The organism is Thauera sp. DNT-1, assembly GCF_055393985.1.
Genome location: NZ_AP043752.1, coordinates 1,756,549 through 1,777,525, shown reverse-complemented (window position 1 = coordinate 1,777,525; position 20,977 = coordinate 1,756,549). Strand labels below are relative to the sequence as shown.

At 70.9% G+C, this 20,977-nt stretch carries 19 protein-coding genes; 12 read left to right on the top strand and 7 right to left on the bottom strand.

All coding sequences use genetic code 11. The annotated features are described in order from the left end of the window. Positions 1–76 precede the first annotated feature (76 nt). The 3 genes from ACZ5PP_RS08165 to ACZ5PP_RS08155 are packed head-to-tail and all read left to right on the top strand — an operon-like array spanning position 77 to position 4,676. Positions 77–1,153, top strand: coding sequence for an efflux RND transporter periplasmic adaptor subunit (locus ACZ5PP_RS08165; RefSeq protein WP_004298482.1), 1,077 nt, complete (start codon positions 77–79; stop codon positions 1,151–1,153). A gap of 14 nt (positions 1,154–1,167) precedes the next feature. Continuing rightward, the gene (locus ACZ5PP_RS08160; protein ID WP_004298484.1) at positions 1,168–4,458 is read left to right on the top strand and encodes an efflux RND transporter permease subunit; all 3,291 of its coding nucleotides are present in this window, start codon (positions 1,168–1,170) and stop codon (positions 4,456–4,458) included. Continuing rightward, on the top strand, positions 4,455–4,676 hold the full coding sequence (locus tag ACZ5PP_RS08155) for a YgaP family membrane protein (protein ID WP_004298486.1): 222 nt from the start codon (positions 4,455–4,457) through the stop codon (positions 4,674–4,676). The genes ACZ5PP_RS08160 and ACZ5PP_RS08155 overlap by 4 nt, the downstream gene beginning before the upstream one ends. 4 nt (positions 4,677–4,680) lie before the next feature. Here the strand turns inward: ACZ5PP_RS08155 and ACZ5PP_RS08150 are convergent, their stop codons facing one another. Both ACZ5PP_RS08150 and ACZ5PP_RS08145 read right to left on the bottom strand, forming a co-directional pair. Beyond that, the gene (locus ACZ5PP_RS08150; protein ID WP_004298488.1) at positions 4,681–5,187 is read right to left on the bottom strand and encodes a disulfide bond formation protein B; all 507 of its coding nucleotides are present in this window, start codon (positions 5,185–5,187) and stop codon (positions 4,681–4,683) included. Between the two features lie 178 nt (positions 5,188–5,365). Next, positions 5,366–6,274 (bottom strand): LysR substrate-binding domain-containing protein, encoded by a 909-nt coding sequence (locus ACZ5PP_RS08145; RefSeq protein WP_004298490.1) that lies wholly within the window; start codon positions 6,272–6,274, stop codon positions 5,366–5,368. A gap of 95 nt (positions 6,275–6,369) precedes the next feature. Between ACZ5PP_RS08145 and ACZ5PP_RS08140 the strand changes: the two genes are divergently transcribed. Together ACZ5PP_RS08140 and ACZ5PP_RS08135 are read left to right on the top strand one after the other, a co-directional pair. Continuing rightward, positions 6,370–6,969: an FMN-dependent NADH-azoreductase gene (locus tag ACZ5PP_RS08140; protein ID WP_004298492.1), complete on the top strand. Its 600-nt coding sequence runs from the start codon at positions 6,370–6,372 to the stop codon at positions 6,967–6,969. Between the two features lie 113 nt (positions 6,970–7,082). Further along, on the top strand, positions 7,083–7,967 hold the full coding sequence (locus ACZ5PP_RS08135; RefSeq protein WP_004327212.1) for a pirin family protein: 885 nt from the start codon (positions 7,083–7,085) through the stop codon (positions 7,965–7,967). 269 nt (positions 7,968–8,236) lie between these two features. On the opposite strand, the gene ybiB is transcribed toward ACZ5PP_RS08135, so the two are convergent. Continuing rightward, positions 8,237–9,151, bottom strand: coding sequence for a DNA-binding protein YbiB (gene ybiB, locus ACZ5PP_RS08130; RefSeq protein WP_004327211.1), 915 nt, complete (start codon positions 9,149–9,151; stop codon positions 8,237–8,239). Positions 9,152–9,243: 92 nt separating this feature from the next. Between ybiB and ACZ5PP_RS08125 the strand changes: the two genes are divergently transcribed. Continuing rightward, on the top strand, positions 9,244–10,125 hold the full coding sequence (locus tag ACZ5PP_RS08125; protein ID WP_004327210.1) for an NAD(P)-dependent oxidoreductase: 882 nt from the start codon (positions 9,244–9,246) through the stop codon (positions 10,123–10,125). Positions 10,126–10,240: 115 nt separating this feature from the next. Further along, positions 10,241–11,101, top strand: a complete 861-nt coding sequence (locus ACZ5PP_RS08120; protein WP_273421700.1) for an NAD(P)-dependent oxidoreductase — start codon at positions 10,241–10,243, stop codon at positions 11,099–11,101. A 465-nt stretch (positions 11,102–11,566) separates the two neighbouring features. Here the strand turns inward: ACZ5PP_RS08120 and ACZ5PP_RS08115 are convergent, their stop codons facing one another. Genes ACZ5PP_RS08115 through ACZ5PP_RS08105 form a run of 3 tightly spaced genes read right to left on the bottom strand, consistent with a single transcriptional unit; the run spans position 11,567 to position 14,514 of the window. Then, a complete protein-coding gene (locus ACZ5PP_RS08115; RefSeq protein ID WP_004299660.1) occupies positions 11,567–12,256 on the bottom strand; it encodes a class II aldolase/adducin family protein in 690 nt (229 codons plus the stop codon). Next, complete coding sequence (gene mtnA, locus ACZ5PP_RS08110; protein WP_004299659.1) at positions 12,253–13,323, bottom strand: S-methyl-5-thioribose-1-phosphate isomerase; 1,071 nt, start codon at positions 13,321–13,323, stop codon at positions 12,253–12,255. The genes ACZ5PP_RS08115 and mtnA overlap by 4 nt, the downstream gene beginning before the upstream one ends. A 33-nt stretch (positions 13,324–13,356) precedes the next feature. Next, a complete protein-coding gene (locus tag ACZ5PP_RS08105; RefSeq protein ID WP_464826948.1) occupies positions 13,357–14,514 on the bottom strand; it encodes a pyridoxal phosphate-dependent aminotransferase in 1,158 nt (385 codons plus the stop codon). A gap of 137 nt (positions 14,515–14,651) precedes the next feature. Between ACZ5PP_RS08105 and ACZ5PP_RS08100 the strand changes: the two genes are divergently transcribed. The 4 genes from ACZ5PP_RS08100 (at position 14,652) to ACZ5PP_RS08085 (ending at position 19,345) form a co-directional block, all read left to right on the top strand. Continuing rightward, entirely contained in the window at positions 14,652–14,897 is a 246-nt protein-coding gene (locus ACZ5PP_RS08100; RefSeq protein ID WP_004299655.1) for a PP0621 family protein, read from the top strand. After that, positions 14,875–16,470, top strand: coding sequence for a two-component system sensor histidine kinase NtrB (locus tag ACZ5PP_RS08095; RefSeq protein WP_004299653.1), 1,596 nt, complete (start codon positions 14,875–14,877; stop codon positions 16,468–16,470). The genes ACZ5PP_RS08100 and ACZ5PP_RS08095 overlap by 23 nt, the downstream gene beginning before the upstream one ends. Then, positions 16,467–17,858 carry a sigma-54-dependent transcriptional regulator gene (locus tag ACZ5PP_RS08090; RefSeq protein WP_004299651.1) on the top strand — a complete coding sequence of 464 codons (1,392 nt, stop codon included), beginning with the start codon at positions 16,467–16,469 and terminating at the stop codon, positions 17,856–17,858. Before ACZ5PP_RS08095 ends, ACZ5PP_RS08090 begins: the two co-directional genes overlap by 4 nt. A 77-nt stretch (positions 17,859–17,935) precedes the next feature. Beyond that, positions 17,936–19,345: an MBL fold metallo-hydrolase RNA specificity domain-containing protein gene (locus ACZ5PP_RS08085; RefSeq protein WP_004299649.1), complete on the top strand. Its 1,410-nt coding sequence runs from the start codon at positions 17,936–17,938 to the stop codon at positions 19,343–19,345. 24 nt (positions 19,346–19,369) lie between these two features. On the opposite strand, the gene ACZ5PP_RS08080 is transcribed toward ACZ5PP_RS08085, so the two are convergent. Continuing rightward, positions 19,370–20,173 (bottom strand): outer membrane lipoprotein-sorting protein, encoded by an 804-nt coding sequence (locus tag ACZ5PP_RS08080; protein WP_004299647.1) that lies wholly within the window; start codon positions 20,171–20,173, stop codon positions 19,370–19,372. Positions 20,174–20,216: 43 nt separating this feature from the next. Here ACZ5PP_RS08080 and ACZ5PP_RS08075 point away from each other — a divergent pair, with 43 nt between their 5' ends. Further along, on the top strand, positions 20,217–20,966 hold the full coding sequence (locus ACZ5PP_RS08075) for an ABC transporter ATP-binding protein (protein WP_004299645.1): 750 nt from the start codon (positions 20,217–20,219) through the stop codon (positions 20,964–20,966). Positions 20,967–20,977 lie beyond the last annotated feature (11 nt).

The window sequence follows — 20,977 nt, the reverse complement described above, 5'->3', positions numbered from 1 at the left end:
CTGCAGTAGTGACGTCTCTCGCGGTTCTCGAGGGGTATTCCTTGACGGTCTTCAATATAAGAATATACTTATTCTTATGAAGCCGATCATGCTCCCCGTTCCTGCCCGTCTCCTGGCTGTCCTTGTCCTGAGCCTGTTGGCCGCCACTTCCGGCGGGGTGCGTGCGGAGCTTCCCACCGTCCGCGTCGAGGCACGCGCGGTCGTCCCCGCGATCGTCGCCGAGGCCACCATCGAGGCCGTGCGCCAGTCCACCCTGGCCGCGCAGATGCCCGGTCGCATCCTCGAGCTCTCCGTGGACGCCGGCGATCGCGTGCGCAGGGGCGCGGTGCTGGCGCGCATCGACCCGGCCGAGGTTGCCGCCGCCGTCGCCGCGGCCGATGCCGGCATTGCCCAGGCCGAGAGCGCGCTCGCCAACGCGCGCGCCGAATACCAGCGCGCGCGCAGCCTGGTCGAGCGCAAGTTCCTCAGCCAGTCGGCGCTCGACAACGCGCGCGCGCAGTTCCAGGCCGCCGAGGCCCAGGTGCGCGCCGCGCGCGCCCAGCGCGAGCAGGCCGCCACCGTGAAGGGCTACACCAGCGTGGTGTCGCCGCTCGACGGCCTCGTCGCCGCGCGCCACATCGAGCCCGGCGAGATGGCACAGCCCGGGCGTAACCTGCTCACCGTGTATGACCCCGCGCAGATGCGCGCCGTGGCCGATCTCGCCCCGCAGCGTCTCGCCGAGCTGGGTGCCGGCCCGCTGCGCGCCAGGGTCGAACTGCCCGCCAGCAGGCGCATCGTCGAGGCGGCCGCGGTCACGGTGCTGCCCGCCGCCGACGCGCGCACCCACACCGTGCGCGTGCGCGTGGACCTGCCGGCCGGCATCGAGGATGTGCTCCCCGGCAGCTTCGCGCGCGTGCATTTCCAGGGCACGGCCGCCGCTGCAAGCACCGCCGGGCCGACCGTGATCCCGGCTGCCGCCGTGCTGCGTCGCGGCGAGCTCACCGCCGTCTACGCCGCCGACGGGCAGGGCGGCTTCACGCTGCGCCAGATCCGTCTCGGCCGCGCGCTCCCCGGCGGCGAGTGGGTCGAGGTGCTCTCCGGTCTCGGCGGGGACGAGACCCTCGCCCTCGACCCGGTGCAGGCCGGCATCCAGGCCCGCGCGGCCGCGCGCTGAGCCGGAAGGCGACCATGGAAAAGTCCCTCGGCATCTCCGGCCGTATCGCGGCCGGTTTCCAGCGCAACGCGATCACCCCGCTGCTGGCGCTGGTGCTGCTGCTGGCCGGCATCTTCGCCACGCTGATCACACCCAAGGAAGAAGAGCCGCAGATCGACGTCACCATGGCCAACGTGCTGGTGCCCTTCCCGGGGGCCTCGGCACGCGACGTCGAGGCTTTGGTGGCACGGCCGGCCGAGCAGGTGTTGTCGCGCATGGCGGGCGTCGAGCATGTCTACACCGTGTCGCGCCCCGGCATGGCGGTGATCACCGTGCAGTTCGAGGTCGGCGTGCCCAACCAGACGGCACTGGTGCGGCTCTACGACACGGTGGACTCGCATGCCGACTGGCTGTCGCCGCAGCTCGGGGTCGGCCAGCCGCTGATCAAGCCCAAGGGCATCGACGACGTGCCCATCGTCAGCTTCACGCTGTGGACCGCCGATCCCGAACGTGCCGCCTTCTCGCTGCAGCAGGTCTCGCGTGCGATCGAGACCGAGCTCAAGCGCATCCCCGGCACCCGCGACGTCGCCACCATCGGCGGCCCGGGCCACGTGATCCGGGTGGACATGGACATCGAGCGCATGAACGCGCACGGCGTCACCGCGCAGGACCTGCGCGGCGCGCTGCAGCTCGCCAACGCCTCGCAGCCGGCGGGCAGCCTGGTCGCGGGCAACAAGGAAGTGCTGGTGCAGACCGGCACCTACCTCGAGTCCGCCGAGGACGTGCGCAACCTGGTCGTGGGCGTCTCCGAGCGCCGACCGGTCTTCCTGCGCGACGTCGCCGAGGTCGTCGACGGCCCCGACCAGCCCGCGCAGTACGTCTGGTTCGGCACCGGCGCCGCCGCCGCGGAGCGCGGCATCGATCAGCACGGCCTCTTCCCGGCGGTCACCCTGGCGCTGTCGAAGAAGCCCGGCGCCAACGCCGCCGACGTCGCCCAGGCGGCGATGCAGCGCCTGGAGAACCTGCGTGGCAGCCTCATCCCGGAAGGCGTGGAGCTCACCGTCACGCGCGATTACGGCAAGACCGCCAACGACAAGGCCAAGCAGCTCATCGGCAAGCTCGCCTTCGCCACCGCCGCGGTGGTGGCGCTGGTGTTCTTCGCGCTCGGCCGGCGCGAGGCGATCATCGTCGGCATCGCGGTGTCGCTCACGCTCGCGGCGACGCTGTTCGCCTCCTGGGCCTGGGGCTTCACGCTCAACCGGGTGTCGCTGTTCGCGCTCATCTTCTCGATCGGCATCCTGGTCGACGACGCCATCGTCGTGGTGGAGAACATCCACCGCTGGCACACCCTCGAGCCCGACACGGCGCTGTGGAAACTGATCCCCAGGGCGGTCGACGAGGTCGGCGGCCCTACCATCCTCGCCACCTTCACCGTGATTGCGGCGCTGCTGCCGATGGCCTTCGTGACCGGGCTGATGGGTCCCTACATGAGCCCCATCCCGATCAACGCCTCGATGGGCATGTTCATCTCGCTGGTGGTGGCCTTCGTGGTCACGCCCTGGCTGGCGCAGAAGATGCTGAAGAACGTCGACGCCCATCAGCACGGTGGCGAAGACCGGATGACGAAGCGGCTCGACGGCCTCTTCCGTCGCGTGATGACGCCGATGTTCGACCCCCGCCGCGGCGCTCGCAACCGCCTGATGCTGTGGCTGGCCGTGTTCGCGCTCATCGGCGCCTCGGTGGCGCTGCCGGTGGTGCAGCTCGTGGTCATGAAGATGCTGCCCTTCGACAACAAGAGCGAGTTCCAGGTCGTGCTCGACATGCCGGCCGGCACGCCGGTCGAGGACACGGCGCGCGTGTTGAACGAGATCGGCGCACATCTGGCCACCGTGCCCGAGGTCACCGACTGGCAGTCCTACGCCGGCAGCGCGGCGCCGATCAACTTCAACGGCCTTGTGCGCCAGTACTACCTGAGGAGCGCCCCCGAACAGGGCGACATCCAGGTGAACCTGGTCGACAAGACCGCGCGCGAGCGCCAGAGCCACGAGATCGCGGTGTCGGTGCGCGACGCCGTCACCGCGATCGCCCTCCGCAACGGCGGCAACGCCAAGGTGGTGGAGGTGCCGCCCGGGCCGCCGGTGCTGTCGCCGATCGTGGCCGAGATCTACGGTCCGGATTACGACGGCCAGGTGGCGGTTGCGAAGCGGGTTCGTGCCGCCTTCGAAGACACCCCCGACATCGTCGGCGTGGACGACACGGTGGACGAGGACGCGCCCAAGCTCGTGCTGCGCGTCGACCAGGCCAAGGCCGCGCGCATGGGCGTGGCGCAGGCCGACATCGTCGAGGTCGTACGCCTCGGCCTCTCCGGCGAGAACGTCACCCCGGTGCATGGCGGCGACAACAAGTACGAGATCCCGGTGCGCATCCAGCTGCCGGCGGTGCGCCAGTCCGACCTCGCCGACCTGCTCGCCATGCAGGTGCGCGCGCGCGGCGGCGACAACGCCGGCCAGCGGGTGAAGATCTCCGAGCTGGTGCAGGTGGCCGAGACGCGCCGCGAGCAGATCCTCTACCGCAAGGACCTGCTGCCGGTGGTGTACGTGACCGGCGACATGGGTGGCAAGCTGGATTCGCCGCTGTACGGCATGTTCGACATCCGCTCGCGCGTGAACGGCATGGCGCTCGAAGGTACCCGGGGGCTTGCCGGCACGCTCGGCGAGTGGTTCATTCGCCAGCCCGTCGACCCCTACGCCGGCTATCAGTTGAAGTGGGACGGCGAGTGGCAGATCACCTACGAGACCTTCCGCGACATGGGCGCGGCCTACGCCGTGGGCCTGGTGCTGATCTACCTGCTGGTGGTGGCGCAGTTCCGCAGCTACCTGGTGCCGCTGATCATCATGGCGCCGATCCCGCTCACCATCGTCGGCGTGATGCCCGGTCATGCGCTGCTCGGCGCGCAATTCACCGCCACATCGATGATCGGCATGATCGCGCTCGCCGGCATCATCGTGCGCAACTCGATCCTGCTGGTGGATTTCGTCAATCAGCAGGTGCGAGGGGTGGATGGCAAGCCGGGGATGGAATTCGGCGAGGCGCTGATCCGCGCCGCCGCGGTGCGCGCCAAGCCGATCGGACTCACCGCGCTGGCGGCGATGATCGGCGCGGTGTTCATCCTCGACGACCCGATCTTCAACGGGCTGGCGATCAGCCTGATCTTCGGCATCTTCGTGTCCACCGCGCTCACCCTGGTGGTGATCCCGGTGCTCTACTACGCGGCCATGCGTGGCCGCATCGCAAGCTTCGAGAACCCCGAGGAGAATCCCGCATGACCACCAATGAATACGTGCGCGCCTTCGCCGGCGCCTTCGTCCTGGCCTCGCTGGCCTTCGGCGTCGAGGCCTCGCCGCTCTTCGTCAGCAAGCACTTCCTGTGGGTGACCGGCTTCGTCGGCCTCAACCTCTTCCAGAGCGCCTTCACCGGCATCTGTCCGCTGGTCAACATCCTGCACAAACTGGGCGTGAAGGACGGCCCCGCGAGCTGCAACTGAGTGTTCAGCTACGCCGCAGCAGCATCCAGCCGGCGAACAGCACGGTCGCGGTGAAGCTCACCAGCGACCAGTTCGCGATCGAGAGACCGAGGAAAGTCCATTCGATCACGGTGCAGTCTCCCGCGCCGCGGAAGATCATCGGCAGGGCCTGCGCGAGCGGGAAGCTCTCGAGCATGAACTCCAGCCCCGGGCCGCACTCCGGGATCAGCGGCGGGTTGAGCTGCATCCAGCTCTGACGCGCAGCGATCATGCCACCGGTGAGCGCGGCCGCTCCGATCAGCACCGCGTAGATGCGCTCACCGCCGCGTCCAGGTGCATGCAGACCGGCGATCAGCGCGATCAGCGCGGCGGTCGCGAAGGCGTAGCGCTGCATGATGCACATCGGGCAGGGCTCCAGGCCCAGGCCGTGCTGCAGGTAGAGGCCGAAGCCGAGCAGCCCGGTGGCGACCAGGAACAGGGCGAGGTAGAGCACCCGCGCAGGCAGGTTCAGGATGCGGTGTAGCAGGGTCATCGTATTCGATCTTCCGGGAAAGGGCGCCATTGTAGGCGAGCAGGCGAGCGGCGTCCGCGCTCTCGGACCCGTGCATGCTTGCGGTGTTCCCCGTGGGCGGCGGAGGTCGGGGGCCGCCGTGCATTCCGTGGGAGCGAGGCAAGCCCGCTTCGCGAGGCTGTGCAAGCCCGGGGCCCTCTCACCCGCGCTGATCGCCGCCCAGCGCCGCCTGCAGCATGTCCAGGAAAGCCCGCGTCTTCGCCGGCATCAGCCGCCGGCCCGGGAACACCGCCCAGGCGGCGATCGAGGGCGGGCGCCAGTCGGGCAGCACCCGGCGCAGCTCGCCGCGCTGCACGTGGGGCGCGGCGAAATACTCGGGCACGGTGGTGATGCCCGCAGCCGCGCAGGCGAAGCGGATCAGCAGCTCGGGGGAGTTCGCCGTGATCGAGCCCGGCGGCACGCCTTCCCAGCGCTGATCGCCGCACAGCAGGGTCCAGCGGATCGCGTCGCCGGTGCGCGCGAGCAGGCGCAGCGCGCGATGGCGGTGGAGGTCGTCCGGCGCCTGCGGCTCGCCGTGCTCGGCGAGATAGGCGGGTGCGGCATACAGCCCCCACGGAAACACCGCCAGCCGGCGCGCGGCGAGCAGCGCGTCGTCCGGCAGGTCGCCGAGGCGGATCGCGAGGTCGAAGTTCTCGCCGAGCAGGTCCACCCGGCGTGGCGACAGGTCGAGCTCCAGCGTCACCGCGGGATGCAGCGCGGCGAAGGCGGCGAGCATGTCGGTGAGCAGCAGGTTGGCGAAGTCGCTCGGCATCGACACCCGCAGCCGCCCGCTCGGGCGCGCCTGGCGGCTCTCGGCGAGCGCCGCGACCGCCTCGACCTCGCTCTCGAGCTGGCGTGCGTGGTCGAGCAGGGCGGCGCCGAACTCGGTGATGTTGAGACGACGGGTGGTGCGCAGCAGCAGGCGCTCGCCGAGCTGCTCCTCCAGCCGCGACAGCCGACGCGAGACGGTGGACTTGGGCAGGCCGAGCTTGTCGGCCGCGGCGGTCAGGCTGCCCTCGGCCACCACGCGGGCGAAGACGAGCAGGTCGTTAGGGTCGATTTGTTCCATATAGGGAACAATCATGTGCGTCGAACGGGCTTAATGCAATCCCCGGCATCCAATACACTGCAATCCATCCCATCCCCAAGCCAGAGGACAAGCACATGAACATCCTGCAGATCAACGGTAGCGCCCGTTCCCAAGCCGGTAACTCCACCCGCCTCGCCAGCGAAGTTGTCGCCCGCCTGGTCGCCGCTGAGCCGGCCGCCCGTGTGGTGGTGCGCGACCTCGCCCGCGACCCTGCGCCGGCGATCGACGAGGCCGCGCTCGGCGCCCTGTTCACCCCGGCCGAGCAGCGCAGCCCCGAGCAGGCGGTGCGCGTGGCGCAGAGCGACGCGCTGGTCGCCGAGGTACAGGCGGCCGACGTGCTTGTGCTGGGCGTGCCGATGTACAACTTCGGCATCTCCACCCAGCTCAAGAACTGGATCGACGCGATCGCTCGCGCCGGCGTCACCTTCCGCTACACCGAGAACGGTCCCGAGGGCCTGCTCAAGGGCAAGAAGGCTTATGTCACCTTTGCGCGCGGTGGGCGCTACCGCGGCACCGCGGCCGACACCCAGACGCCTTACCTGAAGACCCTGCTCGGTTTTCTCGGCATCACCGACGTGCATTTCATCTACGCCGAAGGCCTGAACATGGGTGAAGAGGCCACGAAGCAGGGCTTCGCCGAGGCCGCGGCGGACATCGCCGCCGCGCTCGCCTGAGCCCTTGCGGCACGAGCCTCGCGACCGCCGCCGGCGTCGCGAGGCCCGCCTGAACGACGAGGGCGGGCCCACCCGCCCCACACCCCCCCGACCCCGGACAGAGGAGCACGCAGATGAGCACGACCCCCAAGCCCCGCATCCCCTCCGCGACCGTGCAGCGTGCGCGCACGGTGGAGCGGCTCGTGACCGGCCATCCGACTTCGGACGGTGCCGGTGTCAAGCTCACCCGCGTGCTCACCCAGCCGCTGCAGCGCCGGCTCGATCCCTTCCTGATGCTCGACGCCTTCGGCAGCGACCAGGCCGACGACTACATCGCCGGCTTCCCCGACCATCCCCACCGCGGCTTCGAGACCGTGACCTACATGATCGCCGGCCGCATGCTGCATCGCGACAGCGCCGGCCACGAGGGCCTGCTGGAGAACGGCGGCGTGCAGTGGATGACCGCCGGCCGCGGCGTGATCCACTCCGAGATCCCGCAGCAGGAAGAGGGCGTGATGGAAGGCTTCCAGCTCTGGTTGAACCTGCCAGCACAGGACAAGATGAGCGCGCCCTGGTATCGCGACTTCGCCGCGGGGGAGCTGCCGCGCTTCACCACCTCCGCCGGCGTCGAGGCCACCGTGATCGCCGGCGAGAGCCATGGCGTGACCGGCGCCGTCACCCGCACGGTCACCGCGCCGCTCTACCTCGACCTGCACCTGCCCGCCGGTTCGAGCTTCGCGCAACCCCTGGCGGCCGACCACAACGTCTTCGTTTACGTGTACCGCGGGCAGGTGAAGCTTGGTGAGGTGGCGGTGCCGGTGCGCAACATGGCGATCCTCGCCAACGCCGCGGATCGCGACGGCGTGCGCATTGAGGCGACCGAGGACGCCCGCGTGCTGCTGATCGCCGGCCGCCCGCTCGGCGAGCCGATCGCGCAATACGGCCCGTTCGTGATGAACAGCGAGCAGGAGATCTACCAAGCCGTAGCCGACTATCGCGCCGGCCGCCTGGCCGCCTGAAGAGAGACCTGCGGTTCGTCCGCGCTGGCGGCGATCGCGGGAGAGGCGCCGCGGTCGCCCCGAAAACCGCCGCGCTTCCTTTGCCCCGCTGCGATCGCGACTTGCGTCGCTCCTACGGGAACCGCCGCGCTTCCGAAGCAGTGCTGTAGGAGCGACGCAAGTCGCGATTACGGTGCTTCAGGCCGCGCCGTCGCGTGCTGCTCCGGCTCCCGGCCGTATCGCGACTTGCGGAGCGGCTCGGGAACGATGGGAAGTCGGGTCGGATGCGCTCAGGCGGCCACGGATGCGAGGGCGGCGACCTGGGCGCGGATCGGCGCCGGCACGGGAACCTCGCCCGCGAGCATGGCGCGGATCAACGCAGCGTTGTCCGCCACCGAGGGCGCATCCGGCAGCCCGGCGAGCGGGGGGGCGCCGCCTTCCTCTGCGGGGACAGCGACTCTGGCCTCGCCATCCACGTAGACCTTCATTTCCGGACAACGTCGCGGGTTGGCGTAGATCTCGCCCTCGGTGCCGCGCATCAGCATCGCGCGGCCGCCGTCGGCGCGCAGGAAGGCGTCCATGCGCTCGAGGTACTCGGGGTGGGTCACCGCCACCACGCGTACGCTGCGTCCGCGGCAGGGGTCGATCAGCTTGGCCATGGTGTGGCCGCTTGCGCGCACGCCCATGCGCAGGCGCAGCGCGAGCAGCGGATCCAGCCCGGGCAGCAGCTTGTCCACACCGATGCAGGCGATGTGCCGCCGCGCGAGTTGCGCGGAAGCCTCGACGGCGTCGACGGCCGGATGCAGGTCGAGCGCGGCGAGCAGCTCGAAGGGGCTCACCCGCGTCTCGAAGTCGTGGCGGCCCTGGATCAGAACCGGCACGCCCTCGCGCGCGAGCAACAGCGCCACCAGCGGCATCAGGTTGGCCTGGCGGCGCGCGCCGTTGTAGGTCGGCAGTACCACGCAGCGCGGACCCTCGGGCACCGCCACCTGCACGGTGCGTGCGTCCATCGCCTGCTTGAAGCCGAGCAGCTCGGGCAGCGCCTCGCTCTTGATGCGGAAGGCGAGCAGGATGGCGCCGAGCTCGAGCTCGGGCACCACGCCGTCGAGGATGTCGCCGAAGAGCGCCGCCGCCGCGGCCGTGTCGAGGTCGCGGGCGCCCTTGGCGCCCCGCCCGATTTCCTTGATGATTGGACCGTATTTCATGGCGGCGATTATGGCGAGCTTCGCGCCGCGCGACCAGCGTGTCCACGCGCCGCACCCGCCGCAGAACAAGCAATCCCGTGGAGACTCGACGAATGGATGTCGGATTCATCGGGCTTGGCCTCATGGGCCGGCCCATGGCGCTCAATTTGCTGAAAGCGGGCCATCGCGTGCAGGTGTGGAGCCGGCGGCGCGAGTCGATGCGGCCGCTGCTGGAGGCCGGCGCGGGCGACTGCGCGAGTGCGGCCGAGGTGGCGCGGCGCGCGGCGGTGACGATCAGCATGGTGCCGGACGCGCCCGACGTCGAGCAGGTGACGCTGGGTGCCGAGGGCGTGGCCGACGGTGCCGCACCCGGCCACATCCACATCGACATGAGCACGATCGCGCCCGCTGTGGCGCAGTCCATCGCCGAGCGCCTGGGGGCGCGCGGGGTGATCGCGCTCGATGCGCCGGTTTCGGGCGGCGAGCCGGGCGCGATTGCGGGCACGCTCACCATCATGGTGGGCGGCGACGCGGCGGCCTGCGTGCACGTGCAGCCGCTCTTCGAAGCCATGGGCAAGTCGATCACCCGCATCGGCGAGGCCGGTGCTGGCCAGGTCGCCAAGGCCTGCAATCAGATCGTCACCGGGGTGGGCGTGGCGGCGGTGGCCGAGGCGCTCAATTTCGCGGCCAAGAGCGGCGCGGACGGCACGAAGGTGCGCGAGGCGCTGCTCGGCGGCTTCGCGTATTCGCGCATCCTGGAGAACCATGGGCAGCGCATGCTCGAGCGCAACTTCCGGCCCGGCTTCAAGGCCTGGATGCACCAGAAGGATCTGCGCATCGTCATGGGCGAGGCGCACCGGCTCGGCGTGGCGCTGCCCGCAGCGGCGGCCGCGGCGCAGCTCTTCAACGGCATGATCGGCTGCGGGATGGGTGAGGACGATTCGGTGGCGATGCTCAAGCTGCTGGAGCGCATGAGCGGCGGGGTAGGCGAATGAGCGCGCCCGCACAGCCGGCCGAAGGGAAGCGCTGCCCTCTCCCGGGGAGGAGGTCGCGCAGTGACAGGAGGGTGGTCCGGTGAGCGTGGCGGAAGGCAGGGCGGAGGGCGGGGCGATGAGGGTCGGTTTCATCGGGCTGGGCGTGATGGGCGAGCCGATGGCGCACCACCTGCGCGCCGCGGGCCACGAGCTCGCGGTGTGGGCGCGGCGGCCGGAGTCGGCGGCGGCGCTGGTCGCCGAGGGCGTGGCGCTGTGCGCGACGCCTTCTGATCTGGCTGCGCGCAGCGAGGTGGTGATCACCATCGTCACCGCGAGCGCTGACGTCGAAGCGCTCGCCTTCGGTGTGCAAGGGCTGGCCGAGGGCTTCGCGCCCGGGGCCGTCCATGTGGACATGAGCACGATCGCCCCGGCGTCGGCGCGCGCGCTCGCGGAGCGCTACGCCACGCGCGGCGTCGGCTGGGTGGACGCGCCGGTGTCGGGCGGCGGACAGGGCGCGCGCGCGGCCACGTTGGCGATCATGGCCGGTGCCGAGGCCGCCACGCTGGCGCGCGTGCGTCCGCTGCTCGAGGCGCTCGGCAAGCGCATCGTGCACATCGGCCCGCCGGGCGCCGGGCAGGTGGCCAAGGCCTGCAACCAGATGATCATGGTGTCGGCGATCCAGGCCTGCGCCGAAGCCTTCCGCCTCGCCGGCGCCCATGGGGTGGACCAGGCCGCGGTGCTGTGCGCGCTCGCTGGCGGGTCGGCGGGCTCGCGGGTGCTGGAGGTGATGGGCGCGAAGATGGTGGCGCGCGACTTCGCCGCCGGCGTCGAGGCCCGCCTGCACCACAAGGATTTCGCCATCCTGATGGAAGAGGCCGCCCGCCTCGGCGCGCCGCTGCCGGTGGCGGCGCAGGTTTGGCAGCAGCTCGACGCGCTGATGGGCGCAGGCTGGGGTCGGGACGACACCGCGAGCCTGCTGCGGGTGCTGGAGGGGTAGCGGAGGGCCTGTTTGCCTCTGGCGCGCGGGTCTCGTCGCCCGCCTGCGCCAACGGACATCGCTTTCGTCGGCGGCTGAATCGCGACTTGCGTCGCTCCTACGAAAACCGTCGTACTCATCGTCGCCGCTGGCGGCTGGGCGGTCTTGTGGGAGCGACGCAAGTCGCGATCGCGGCGCTTACGCGCTCGGTGGCGCGCATCGCTTTCGTCGGCGGCTGAATCGCGACTTGCGTCGCTCCTACGAAAACCGTCGTGCTCATCGTTGCCGCTGGCGGCTGGGCGGTCTTGTGGGAGCGACGCAAGTCGCGATCGCGGCGCTTACGCGCTCGGTGGCGCGCATCGCTTTCGTCGGCGGCTGAATCGCGACTTGCGTCGCTCCTACGAAAACCGTCGTGCTCATCGTTGCTGCTGGCGGCTGGGCGGTCTTGTGGGAGCGATGCGAGTCGCGATGCGTCTTGTCGTCGGGTCACGCGCGTGGCTTGCCGTACCACTTGAAGCGCTCGATCACCTCGGCCATCTCCTCTTCCGACAGCAGCACCGGCTCGCCCAGCTGCAGGGTGCGCCAGTACTGCTCGCAGAGGGTCTCGAACTCGATCGCCATCGCCAGCGCGTGCTCGAGGTCGCGGCCGAGGACGACCATGCCGTGGTTGGCGAGCAGGCAGGCGCTGCGCTCTTGCAGCGCCGCCACGGTGGCGTCGGACAGCGCCTGGGTGCCGAAAGTGGCGTAGCGCGCACAGCGCACCGTGGTGCCGCCGAAGCGCGCGATCATGTAGTGGAAGGGAGGGATGTCGAGGCGCTGGCAGGCGAGTGCGGTCGCGAAGGGCGCATGCGCGTGCAGCACCGCGCCGGCCGCCGGGAAGGCGGTATAGACGTCGTGGTGCAGCGGCCATTCGGACGAGGGCGCGCGCGCGCCGGCGTAGCGGCCGTCGGCCTCCACGACCACCATGTCCTCGGTGCGGCAGCGCTCGGCGGGGATCCCGCTCGGGCTGATCAGCATGCGCCCGCCCTCGAGGCGCTGGCTGGCGTTGCCCGAGGTGCCGACGTTGAGCCGCGCCGCGCCCATCGCGCGCAGGGTGTGGAGCAGGCTGGCGCGCGCGTCGTCCGCGCCGCGCCAGCCGGCTTCCTCGTGGATGCAGCCGGGCGTGCCGGCGCTCACCGTGCCTGCTCCGGGTAGAGGCGGGCGAGCTCGCCCGGGCGGGCGATGCCGCGCTCGGTGACGATGCCGGTGATGAGCGCAGCCGGGGTGAGGTCGAAGGCGGGGTTGGCGGCGCGCGTGCCCGCGGGGGCGAGCGCGAGCTCGGCGGTGGCGCCGTCGGCGGCCTCGCCACGTACATGCAGGACCTCGTCGGCGCCGCGGTCCTCGATCGGGATGGCGGCACCATCGGCGCTGGCGAAGTCGAGCGTGGAGTGCGGTGCGGCGATGTGGAAGGGCACCTCGGCGACGCGGGCGGCGAGCGCCTTGAGGTAGGTGCCGACCTTGTTGGCGGTGTCGCCGTTGGCGGCGATGCGGTCGGCGCCGGTGATGACGAGGTCGACCTCGTGGCGCATCAGCAGCAGGCCGGCGGCGTTGTCGGCGATGAGGATGTGCGGCACGCCGGCAGCGCGCAGCTCCCAGGCGGTGAGCAGACCCTGGTTGCGCGGCCGCGTCTCGCTCACCACGACCTCGACCGCGATGCCCTCGGCCTGCGCCGCATACACCGGCGCGAGTGCGGTGCCGGCGCCGCAGGTGGCGAGCCAGCCGGCGTTGCAGTGCGTCATCAGCCGCACCGGGCCGGGACGGCGGGCGGCGATCTCGCGGATCAGGCGCACGCCGTGGCGGCCGATGGCGTCGCAGGTCGCGGTGTCGTCGGCGCGGATCGCCTCGGCCTCGGCCCAGGCCGCCTCGACGCGCGCAGGGGGCGGCAAGGGCTGCAGCGCGAGGCGCATGCGCTCGAGCGCCCAGTGCAGGTTCACCGCGGTGGGCCGGGTGGCACCCAGGGTGGCGAGCGCGTGCGCGAGCGTGGCGTCGTCGGCGCCCTCGTCGGCGAGCGCGAGCGCCACCCCGAAGGCCGCGGTGGCGCCGATCAGCGGCGCGCCGCGCACCTGCATGCTGCGGATCGCGTGCGCGGCCTCGGCAAGGGTGCGCAGCGCGACGGTCTCGGTGCGGAAGGGCAGCAAGGTCTGGTCGAGGACATGGACGACCTCGCCGTCGCGGCGCAAGGTGGGGATGGGTTGTTCGAACATCGGGGCGCTCTCGTGGAGGGGGGGCGGGGCGACTTAGAGCGCCACCAGTTTGGCGCAGGCGGCGGCGAGCGTGGCCTCGTTCTTGGCGAAGCAGAAGCGGATCACGTGTTCGTCGCGGCCGTCGGCGAAGAAGGCCGACACCGGGATCGCGGCGACGCCGACATTGCGGGTCAGGTGCTCGCAGAAGGCGGCGTCGCCCAGGTCGGAGATCGCCGCATAGCGCGCGAGCTGGAAGTAGGTGCCGTGCGAGGGCAGCAGCTCGAAGCGCGAGGCGGCCAGCGCGGCGCGGAAGAAGTCGCGCTTGGCCTGGTAGAACGCGGCCAGGCCGAGGTGGCGCGAGGCGTCGGCCATGTAGTCGGCGAGCGCGAGCTGTACCGGAGTGTTCACGGTGAACACGTTGAACTGATGCACCTTGCGGAATTCGGCCATGAGCTCGCGCGGGGCGAGCACGTAGCCCACCTTCCAGCCGGTGATGTGGTAGGTCTTGCCGAAGCTCGACACCACGAAGCTGCGTTGCGCGAGCTCGGGGTGCGCGGCGCAGGAGGCGTGCGCCGCGCCGTCGAAGACGATGTGCTCGTAGACCTCGTCGGCCACCACGACGATGCCGGTGCCGCGCACCAGCGCCGCGAGGCGGTCGAGATCGTCCCGCGTCCATACCGTGGCGGTGGGATTGTGCGGGGTGTTGATCATGATCATGCGCGTGCGCGGCCCGATCGCCGCCGCCACCGCGTCCCAGTCGGGGCGGTAGTCGGGGGCAGCCAGGCGCATGCGCACGACCTTGCCGCCGGCGAGCTCGATGGCGGGGACGTAGGAGTCGTACACCGGCTCGAACACGATGACCTCGTCGCCCGCGCGCACGCAGGCGGTCACCGCGGTGAACAGCGCCTGGGTGGCGCCGGCGGTGACGGTGATCTCGCGCTCGACGTCGTAGGCCGTGCCGTAGAGCGTCTCGACCTTGGCGGCGATCGCCGCGCGCAGCGCCGCGGTGCCGGCCATGGGCGCGTACTGGTTGTGGCCGGCACGCATCCCGTGCGCGACGCGCTCGAACAGCAGGTCGTCGGCGTTGAAGTCGGGGAAGCCCTGCGAGAGGTTGATCGCGCCGCATTCCTGGGCGAGGCGGGACATCACGGTGAAGATCGTCGTGCCGACGTGCGGCAGGCGGGACTCGATCGGCGCGGGGAAGTTCGGCATGGCGGCGGCTCGGTGCGGTGCGGACCGGCATTGTCGCAAACCGGCCGGGTGCGCGGTAGGCACGGCGTGCGCGGCCGAGGGCGCCGGGGGGCGCATGTTAGAATCCGGGTGTTCTCGACTTCCATCCGGCCCCCAACGTGCGCAACCTGCTCATCCTGATCCTTGTCGTGTTCGGCATCTGGTGGGCGCGCGGCGCGGTGCGCCGCCTCAAGGCGCGTGGCGGACTCGGGCGCAAGGCCGAGGACGGGCGCCTGGGCAAGCCCGAGGTCATGCTCGAGTGCCGACACTGCGGGCTGATCGTGCCCGAGTCCGAGGGCGTGCGCGCCGGCGAAACCTTCTATTGCTGCGACGAACATCGCCGTGCCGGCCCGCGACCCGATTGAAGCGGCCGCCTTCGCGGTCGATGCGGCCGACCGCGCGCGCCGGCGTGCGCTGCGTTACCTCAACGTCTTCCGGCTGATCCTGGGCGGTCTCTTCCTCGTCGCCGGCGAGGCGCTCGGCCTCGGCAGCGAGAGCCCGCGCCTCTACCTCGTGGCGGTGGTCGGCTACCTCGCCGCGGTGCTCAGTCTCGGTTTCCCCGACGCGGTGCGACGGCTCGGCTTCGAACGCGTCGTGACCCTGCTCGCGCTCGCCGACATCGTCGCGCTCGCGGCGATCATGTGGGTGAGCGGCGGCTACCGTAGCGGCATGCCGGTGCTGATGATGGTGATGCTCGCCGGTGCAGGCCTGATCGGCGAAGGGCGCATGGTGATGTTCTCGGCCGCGCTCGCCACCCTGGCAGTGCTGGTCGAGAACGCCTCGCGGCTTTTCGGTGGGGGGCAGTCGGTCGAGTTCCTGCAGGTCGGCATCTTTTGCGCCGGCTTTTTCGGCATCGCGGCGATCGCGCGCCTGCTCGCGCTGCGCGCCCAGGCCAACGCCGCGCTAGCGGCCGAGCGCGGCGTGGCGCTCGCCAAGCAGCAGGCGGTGAGCGCCCACATCCTGCGCGACATGCAGGACGGCGTGATCGTGGTCGGCGCGCGCGGCCGCGTCCTCCACGCCAACGCGCAGGCGCTCGAGATGCTCGGCCTGACCCGTGCCGGCGACGGGGCGCTCGACGGACTCGCGCTCGCCGATCTCGACGCCGGGCTGGAGGACATGCTGCAGCCGGCGGTGGGCGAGGACGGGCGTCTGATGCGGGTGGGCGCGGCCGGCCGCCTGCTGCGCTGCCGCCGCGTGCAGGGCGACCGGGGGAGCGCGGCCGAGGGCGACACCCTGCTGTATCTCACCGACTACGAGGAGATCCAGCGCCAGCTGCAGCAGATCAAGCTCGCCGCGCTCGGCCGCCTCACCGCAAGCATGGCGCACGAGATCCGCAACCCGCTGTCGGCGGTGACCCAGGCCGCCGAGCTGCTCGGCGAGGAAAAACGCGCCGACATGCAGGCGCGCCTGGTGCGCATCATCAACGATAATGCGCGCCGCATCGAGCGCATGATCCGCGACGTGCTCGCCCTCGGCCGGCGCGAGCAGACCATGCCCGAGGCCCTGCCGCTGGCCGCCTTCGTGCGCGAGATCCTCGATGCGCGCGTGTTCCGCGAGCCCGCCGAGGCGCAGCTGTACGAGCTTGCGATCGACCCTGCGCTGACCCTGGCGATGGACCGCGCCCACCTGCACCAGATCCTCGACAACCTGCTGTCGAACGCGGCCCGCCATGCCTCGGGCGCGCCCGGCGCGGTGCGCCTGTGGGCGGAGGCCCTGCCGCACGCCAAGGTCGTGCTGCACGTGCAGGACGACGGTCCGGGCTTCGACGAGGCGATGCGGGCGCACCTGTTCGAACCTTTCTTCACCACCCATCCCAAGGGTACCGGCCTCGGACTGTACATCGCGCGCGAGCTGGCCGAGGCCAACGACGCCACCCTGGCGCTCGCCCCGAGTACCCCCGGTGCCGACTTCATCCTCACCGCGAGCCAGCAGCCATGACCCAGGTCGACCGCCGCAACCGGCCCCGTGCCGCCGACGTCCTCGTCGTCGATGACGAGGACGACATCCGGGAACTGCTCGAGCTCTCGCTGATGCGCATGGGACTGGCCTGCGACACGGCGGGCTCGGTGGGCGCGGCGCGTGCGCTGCTGGCCGAGCGCAGCTACCGGCTGTGCCTGACCGACATGCGCCTGCCCGACGGCGACGGGCTCGAGCTGGTCGAGTACATCCAGACGCTGCGGCCGGGCCTGCCGGTGGCGGTGATCACCGCCTTCGGCAGCATCGAGACCGCGATCCGCGCGCTCAAGCTGGGTGCCTTCGACTTCGTCACCAAGCCGGTCGAGCTCAAGGCCTTGCGCGAACTCGTGCAGCACGCGCTCAAGCTGCACGCGGTGGAGCCGGTCGAGCATGGTGCGGCGTCGGCGGAGCGCAGCCTGATCGGCCACTCGGCGGCCTTCGTGCAGCTGCGCGCCCAGGCCGGGAAGCTTGCGCGCAACCAGGCGCCGGTGTTCATCCATGGTGAGTCCGGGACCGGCAAGGAGGTGATTGCGCGCTACATCCACGCGCTCGGTGCGCGCGCCGCCGGCCCCTTCGTGCCGGTCAACTGCGGGGCGATCTCGCCCGAGCTGATGGAGAGCGAGTTCTTCGGTCATCGCAAGGGCAGCTTCACTGGCGCCACCGCGGACAAGAGCGGGCTGTTTCAGGCCGCGGGCGGCGGCACCCTGTTCCTCGACGAGATCGGCGAACTGCCGTTGGCGATGCAGGTCAAGCTGCTGCGCGCGATCCAGGAGCGCGCGGTGCGCCCGGTGGGTGCGCATGCCGAGGAGCCGGTGGATGTGCGCATCCTCTCCGCGTCGCACCAGGATCTCGGCCGCCTGGTGGCCGAGGGGCGCTTCCGCCAGGACCTGTTCTTCCGCATCAACGTGATCACCTTGCGCGTGCCGCCGTTGCGCGAGCGCCGCGAGGACATCCCCGACCTGGCCGCCCACATCCTCGCCCGCCTCGCCGTGCGCGAGGGTGGGGCGCCGCGCCGGCTTTCCGCGGCGGCGCTCGAGGCGCTGCAGGCCTACGCTTTCCCCGGCAACGTGCGCGAGCTGGAGAACCTGCTCGAGCGCGCCTGTGCGCTGTGCGAGGGTGAGGAGATCGGTGCCGGCGACCTCGGGGTGGAGGACGATTGCGGCGCGCTCGCGGCGCCGGGGGGGGGCGAGAATGGTGCATCGCCGGCGACCGAGGCCGAAGTGGCCGGCGAGGGCCGGGATGAGGTCGAGCGCCTGCGCATCATCCGCGCGCTCGAGCAGACGCGCTGGAACCGGTCGGCGGCCGCGCGCAACCTCGGCATGACCTTGCGTCAGCTGCGCTACCGTTTGCAGAAGTGGGGAATGGACTAGCGGGCGCAGGCCGCGGACGCTGGTGCGGCGGGGCCGCCGCGGGTGGACGCCGGCGCATGGGCGTCTAGAATGACGTCATGAACCCGACCATCCTGCACCACGGCGCGCGCGACGGCGTCACCGGTTCCTGTCACCAGCTCTTCGTCGAGGGGCGCAACAGCCTGCTGGTCGACTGCGGCCTGTTCCAGGGCGCGGAGACCGCGCCCGACGGGCGCTCGGCCGCCGACCGGCTGGAGATCGATTTCCCGCTCGAGGGTGTTGGCGCGCTGGTGCTGACCCACGTCCACATCGACCATTGCGGCCGCCTGCCGTGGCTGCTCGCCGCTGGCTTCAAGGGGCCGATCCTGTGCAGCGAGCCCTCGGCACGCCTGCTGCCCACCGTGCTCGCCGACGCCTTCGCGGTGGGCGTGAGCCGCGACCGCGCCCTGATCGAGCGCTACCTCGGCAAGGTGGAGGCGCGCATCCGCGCGCTGCCCTACGGCAAGTGGCACCTGGTGTATCGCAGCCCGGACGCGAGCTGCAGGATCCGCCTGCAGCGCGCCGGCCACATCCTCGGCTCGGCCTACGTCGAATGCGAGCTCTCGGGCGCGGCGTGGCCGCAGCCGCTCCGGGTGGTGTTCTCGGGCGATCTCGGGGCGCCGCACGCGCCGCTGCTGCCGGCGCCGCGTCCGCCCTGGCGGGCGGACGTGCTGGTGTTGGAGACCACCTACGGCGACCGCGTCCACGAGAATCGCCGCGACCGGCGTGCGCGTCTGCAGGCGGTCGTCGAGCATGCGCTCGAGGACGGCGGCACGGTGATCGTGCCCGCCTTCAGCATCGGGCGCACGCAGGAGCTGCTCTACGAGTTCGAGGACATCCTGCATCGCCAGCGCTTGCGGCCCGGGCCGCATGCCGCAGCCTGGGGCGGGCTGCGGATCTTCCTCGACTCGCCGCTGGCGCAGCGCTTCACCGCGCTCTACCGCGAGTTGCAGCCGTTCTGGGACGCCGAGGCGCGCGCGCGCGTGCGCGCCGGGCGCCAGCCGCTGTCCTATGATCAGCTGGTGGCGATCGACAGTCACGAGGACCATCTCGCCAACGTGCGCAGGCTCGCACGCAGCCGCGAGCCTGCGGTGGTGATCGCCGCGAGCGGCATGTGCGCGGGCGGCCGGGTGGTGAATTACCTCCGCGAGATGCTCGGCGACCCGCGCCACGACGTGCTTTTCGTCGGCTATCAGGCGCGCGGCACGCCCGGCCACGCCATCCAGGCCTACGGGCCGCGCGGCGGCTACGTGGAGCTGGACGGCGAACGCGTGGACATCCGCGCCGGCATCCATACGCTGTCGGGCTACTCGGCGCATGCCGACCGCGACGATCTGACCCGCTTTGTCACCCGCATGCGCCATCTCCCGGGCGAGGTGCGCCTGGTGCATGGCGAAGATGGGGTGCGTGCGGAATTTGCCCGCCACCTGCAGGAGGCGACCGGCGGGCACGTGCGCGTGGTGGTGTGAAGACCTGCCGGCTCGGCGCACACCCTACTGCTGCAGGCGGCGCAGGTACTCGCGGGTGAACATGCGCTCGGGGAGGTCGCGCACGTTCATGTTCTCGTAGGTCAGCACCGAGATCTCGCCCTTCTTGAGCGCGTCCTCCATGACCAGCCGGGTGGGGCGGATCGCGCCGGCCATCTGGCGGAATTCTTCGTAGCGTGCGGTCTTGAGCAGACGACCGGAGAGTGCGTAGAACTCGGCCTTGAGCGGGCGCTGGTCGCGCTCGCCCACCCAGTAGCGCACGCGTGCATAGGTGACGCCGCGATCGACCGCCTTGAGGTCGAGCACCACCACGGGCTGGCCGTCGATCGTTTCGCGGCCGGCGATGGTCGGCGTGTAGTCGCCAGCCAGGTTGGCCCGTGCGAGGTCGCCGTTGGCCACCTGCCCGGTCAGGCGCTGGGCCAGCGACAGGCGCACCGGCTGCGACACGCTCGGCATGAAGATCCACAGGTCGCGGGCGCGCATCAGCAAGGCCTGGCCACGCTCGGTGGCCGGCTCCATCGTCAGCACGATGGTGTTTTCGTTCCCGCGCGAGAGGATGCGGTAGGTGCGCGAGTCGCCTTCTGCACCGTCGGTATAGTTGCGCACGACGACCTCGGTCTGGAAGCTCTCGCGCGGGAAGCGGATGGCGTCGGCGCGCTGGACCAGATCGATCGCCACCGCGTCGACCGGCTCGGGGGGTGCGGGCTCGGCAGGCGCGGGGGCGTCGGTCGCATGCGCCAGCGTCGGCAGCAGCAGGCTGCCGGCGAGGCAGGCGACGAATCGGCGGCGGGATCGTAAGCTTGGCGTCATGGGTGCTATCCTTTCGAAGTTATCTTCATTCTCGATCGTCCTGATGGCCATCGTCCAGATCGAACACGTGAGCAAGAGTTTTCGTCTCGGCGAGCAGATGGTGCTGGCGCTGGACGACGTCTCGCTCGAGATCGAGCCAGGGGTGTTCCTGGCGATCGCAGGGCCTTCGGGCAGTGGCAAGTCGACCTTGCTGAACATCATCGGCTGCATCGACACGCCGAGTTCGGGGCGGGTGGTCGTGGACGGTCACGACGTGTCGAACCGTACGCCCGACGAACTGGCCGACCTGCGTGCCCGTACCATCGGCTTCATCTTTCAGACCTTTAATCTGCTCCCTGTCCTGTCGGCCGCGGAGAACGTCGAGTATCCCCTGCTGCAGATGCCCGAGCTCACGAAGAAGGAGCGCGCGGAACGGGTGCGCCATTATCTCGGGGTAGTCGGCCTGAAGAAATACGCCGAGCATCGGCCGAACCAGCTCTCCGGCGGCCAGCGCCAGCGCGTGGCGATCGCGCGCGCGCTGGCCACGCACTCCAAGATCGTCCTTGCCGACGAGCCCACCGCCAACCTCGACAGCAAGACCGGCACCAGCATCCTCAAGCTGATGCGCGACATCAACCGCCAGTCGGGGACGACTTTCGTCTTTTCCACCCACGACCGCAAGGTCATGAACATGGCCGACCGGCTGGTGCGCATCGCCGACGGCCAGATCATCGCGCTCGGCATGAAGGCCGACGACCGCTGGGTGTTCGTCGATGGGCGGACGCCGCGCGACGAGGATATCCGCGAAATCTAGGAACGAGTGCA

Bases quoted from the DNA above. Each gene is read 5' to 3' on its own strand.
- ACZ5PP_RS08080 (WP_004299647.1), bottom strand. From the start codon at position 20,173: ATGACGCCAAGCTTACGATCCCGCCGCCGATTCGTCGCCTGCCTCGCC.
- ACZ5PP_RS08085 (WP_004299649.1), top strand. From the start codon at position 17,936: ATGAACCCGACCATCCTGCACCACGGCGCGCGCGACGGCGTCACCGGT.
- ACZ5PP_RS08075 (WP_004299645.1), top strand. From the start codon at position 20,217: ATGGCCATCGTCCAGATCGAACACGTGAGCAAGAGTTTTCGTCTCGGC.
- ACZ5PP_RS08105 (WP_464826948.1), bottom strand. From the start codon at position 14,514: ATGCCGAACTTCCCCGCGCCGATCGAGTCCCGCCTGCCGCACGTCGGC.
- ACZ5PP_RS08155 (WP_004298486.1), top strand. From the start codon at position 4,455: ATGACCACCAATGAATACGTGCGCGCCTTCGCCGGCGCCTTCGTCCTG.
- ACZ5PP_RS08125 (WP_004327210.1), top strand. From the start codon at position 9,244: ATGGATGTCGGATTCATCGGGCTTGGCCTCATGGGCCGGCCCATGGCG.
- ACZ5PP_RS08120 (WP_273421700.1), top strand. From the start codon at position 10,241: ATGAGGGTCGGTTTCATCGGGCTGGGCGTGATGGGCGAGCCGATGGCG.
- ACZ5PP_RS08090 (WP_004299651.1), top strand. From the start codon at position 16,467: ATGACCCAGGTCGACCGCCGCAACCGGCCCCGTGCCGCCGACGTCCTC.
- ACZ5PP_RS08150 (WP_004298488.1), bottom strand. From the start codon at position 5,187: ATGACCCTGCTACACCGCATCCTGAACCTGCCTGCGCGGGTGCTCTAC.
- ACZ5PP_RS08135 (WP_004327212.1), top strand. From the start codon at position 7,083: ATGAGCACGACCCCCAAGCCCCGCATCCCCTCCGCGACCGTGCAGCGT.
- ybiB (WP_004327211.1), bottom strand. From the start codon at position 9,151: ATGAAATACGGTCCAATCATCAAGGAAATCGGGCGGGGCGCCAAGGGC.
- ACZ5PP_RS08160 (WP_004298484.1), top strand. From the start codon at position 1,168: ATGGAAAAGTCCCTCGGCATCTCCGGCCGTATCGCGGCCGGTTTCCAG.
- ACZ5PP_RS08145 (WP_004298490.1), bottom strand. From the start codon at position 6,274: ATGGAACAAATCGACCCTAACGACCTGCTCGTCTTCGCCCGCGTGGTG.
- ACZ5PP_RS08165 (WP_004298482.1), top strand. From the start codon at position 77: ATGAAGCCGATCATGCTCCCCGTTCCTGCCCGTCTCCTGGCTGTCCTT.
- ACZ5PP_RS08140 (WP_004298492.1), top strand. From the start codon at position 6,370: ATGAACATCCTGCAGATCAACGGTAGCGCCCGTTCCCAAGCCGGTAAC.
- mtnA (WP_004299659.1), bottom strand. From the start codon at position 13,323: ATGTTCGAACAACCCATCCCCACCTTGCGCCGCGACGGCGAGGTCGTC.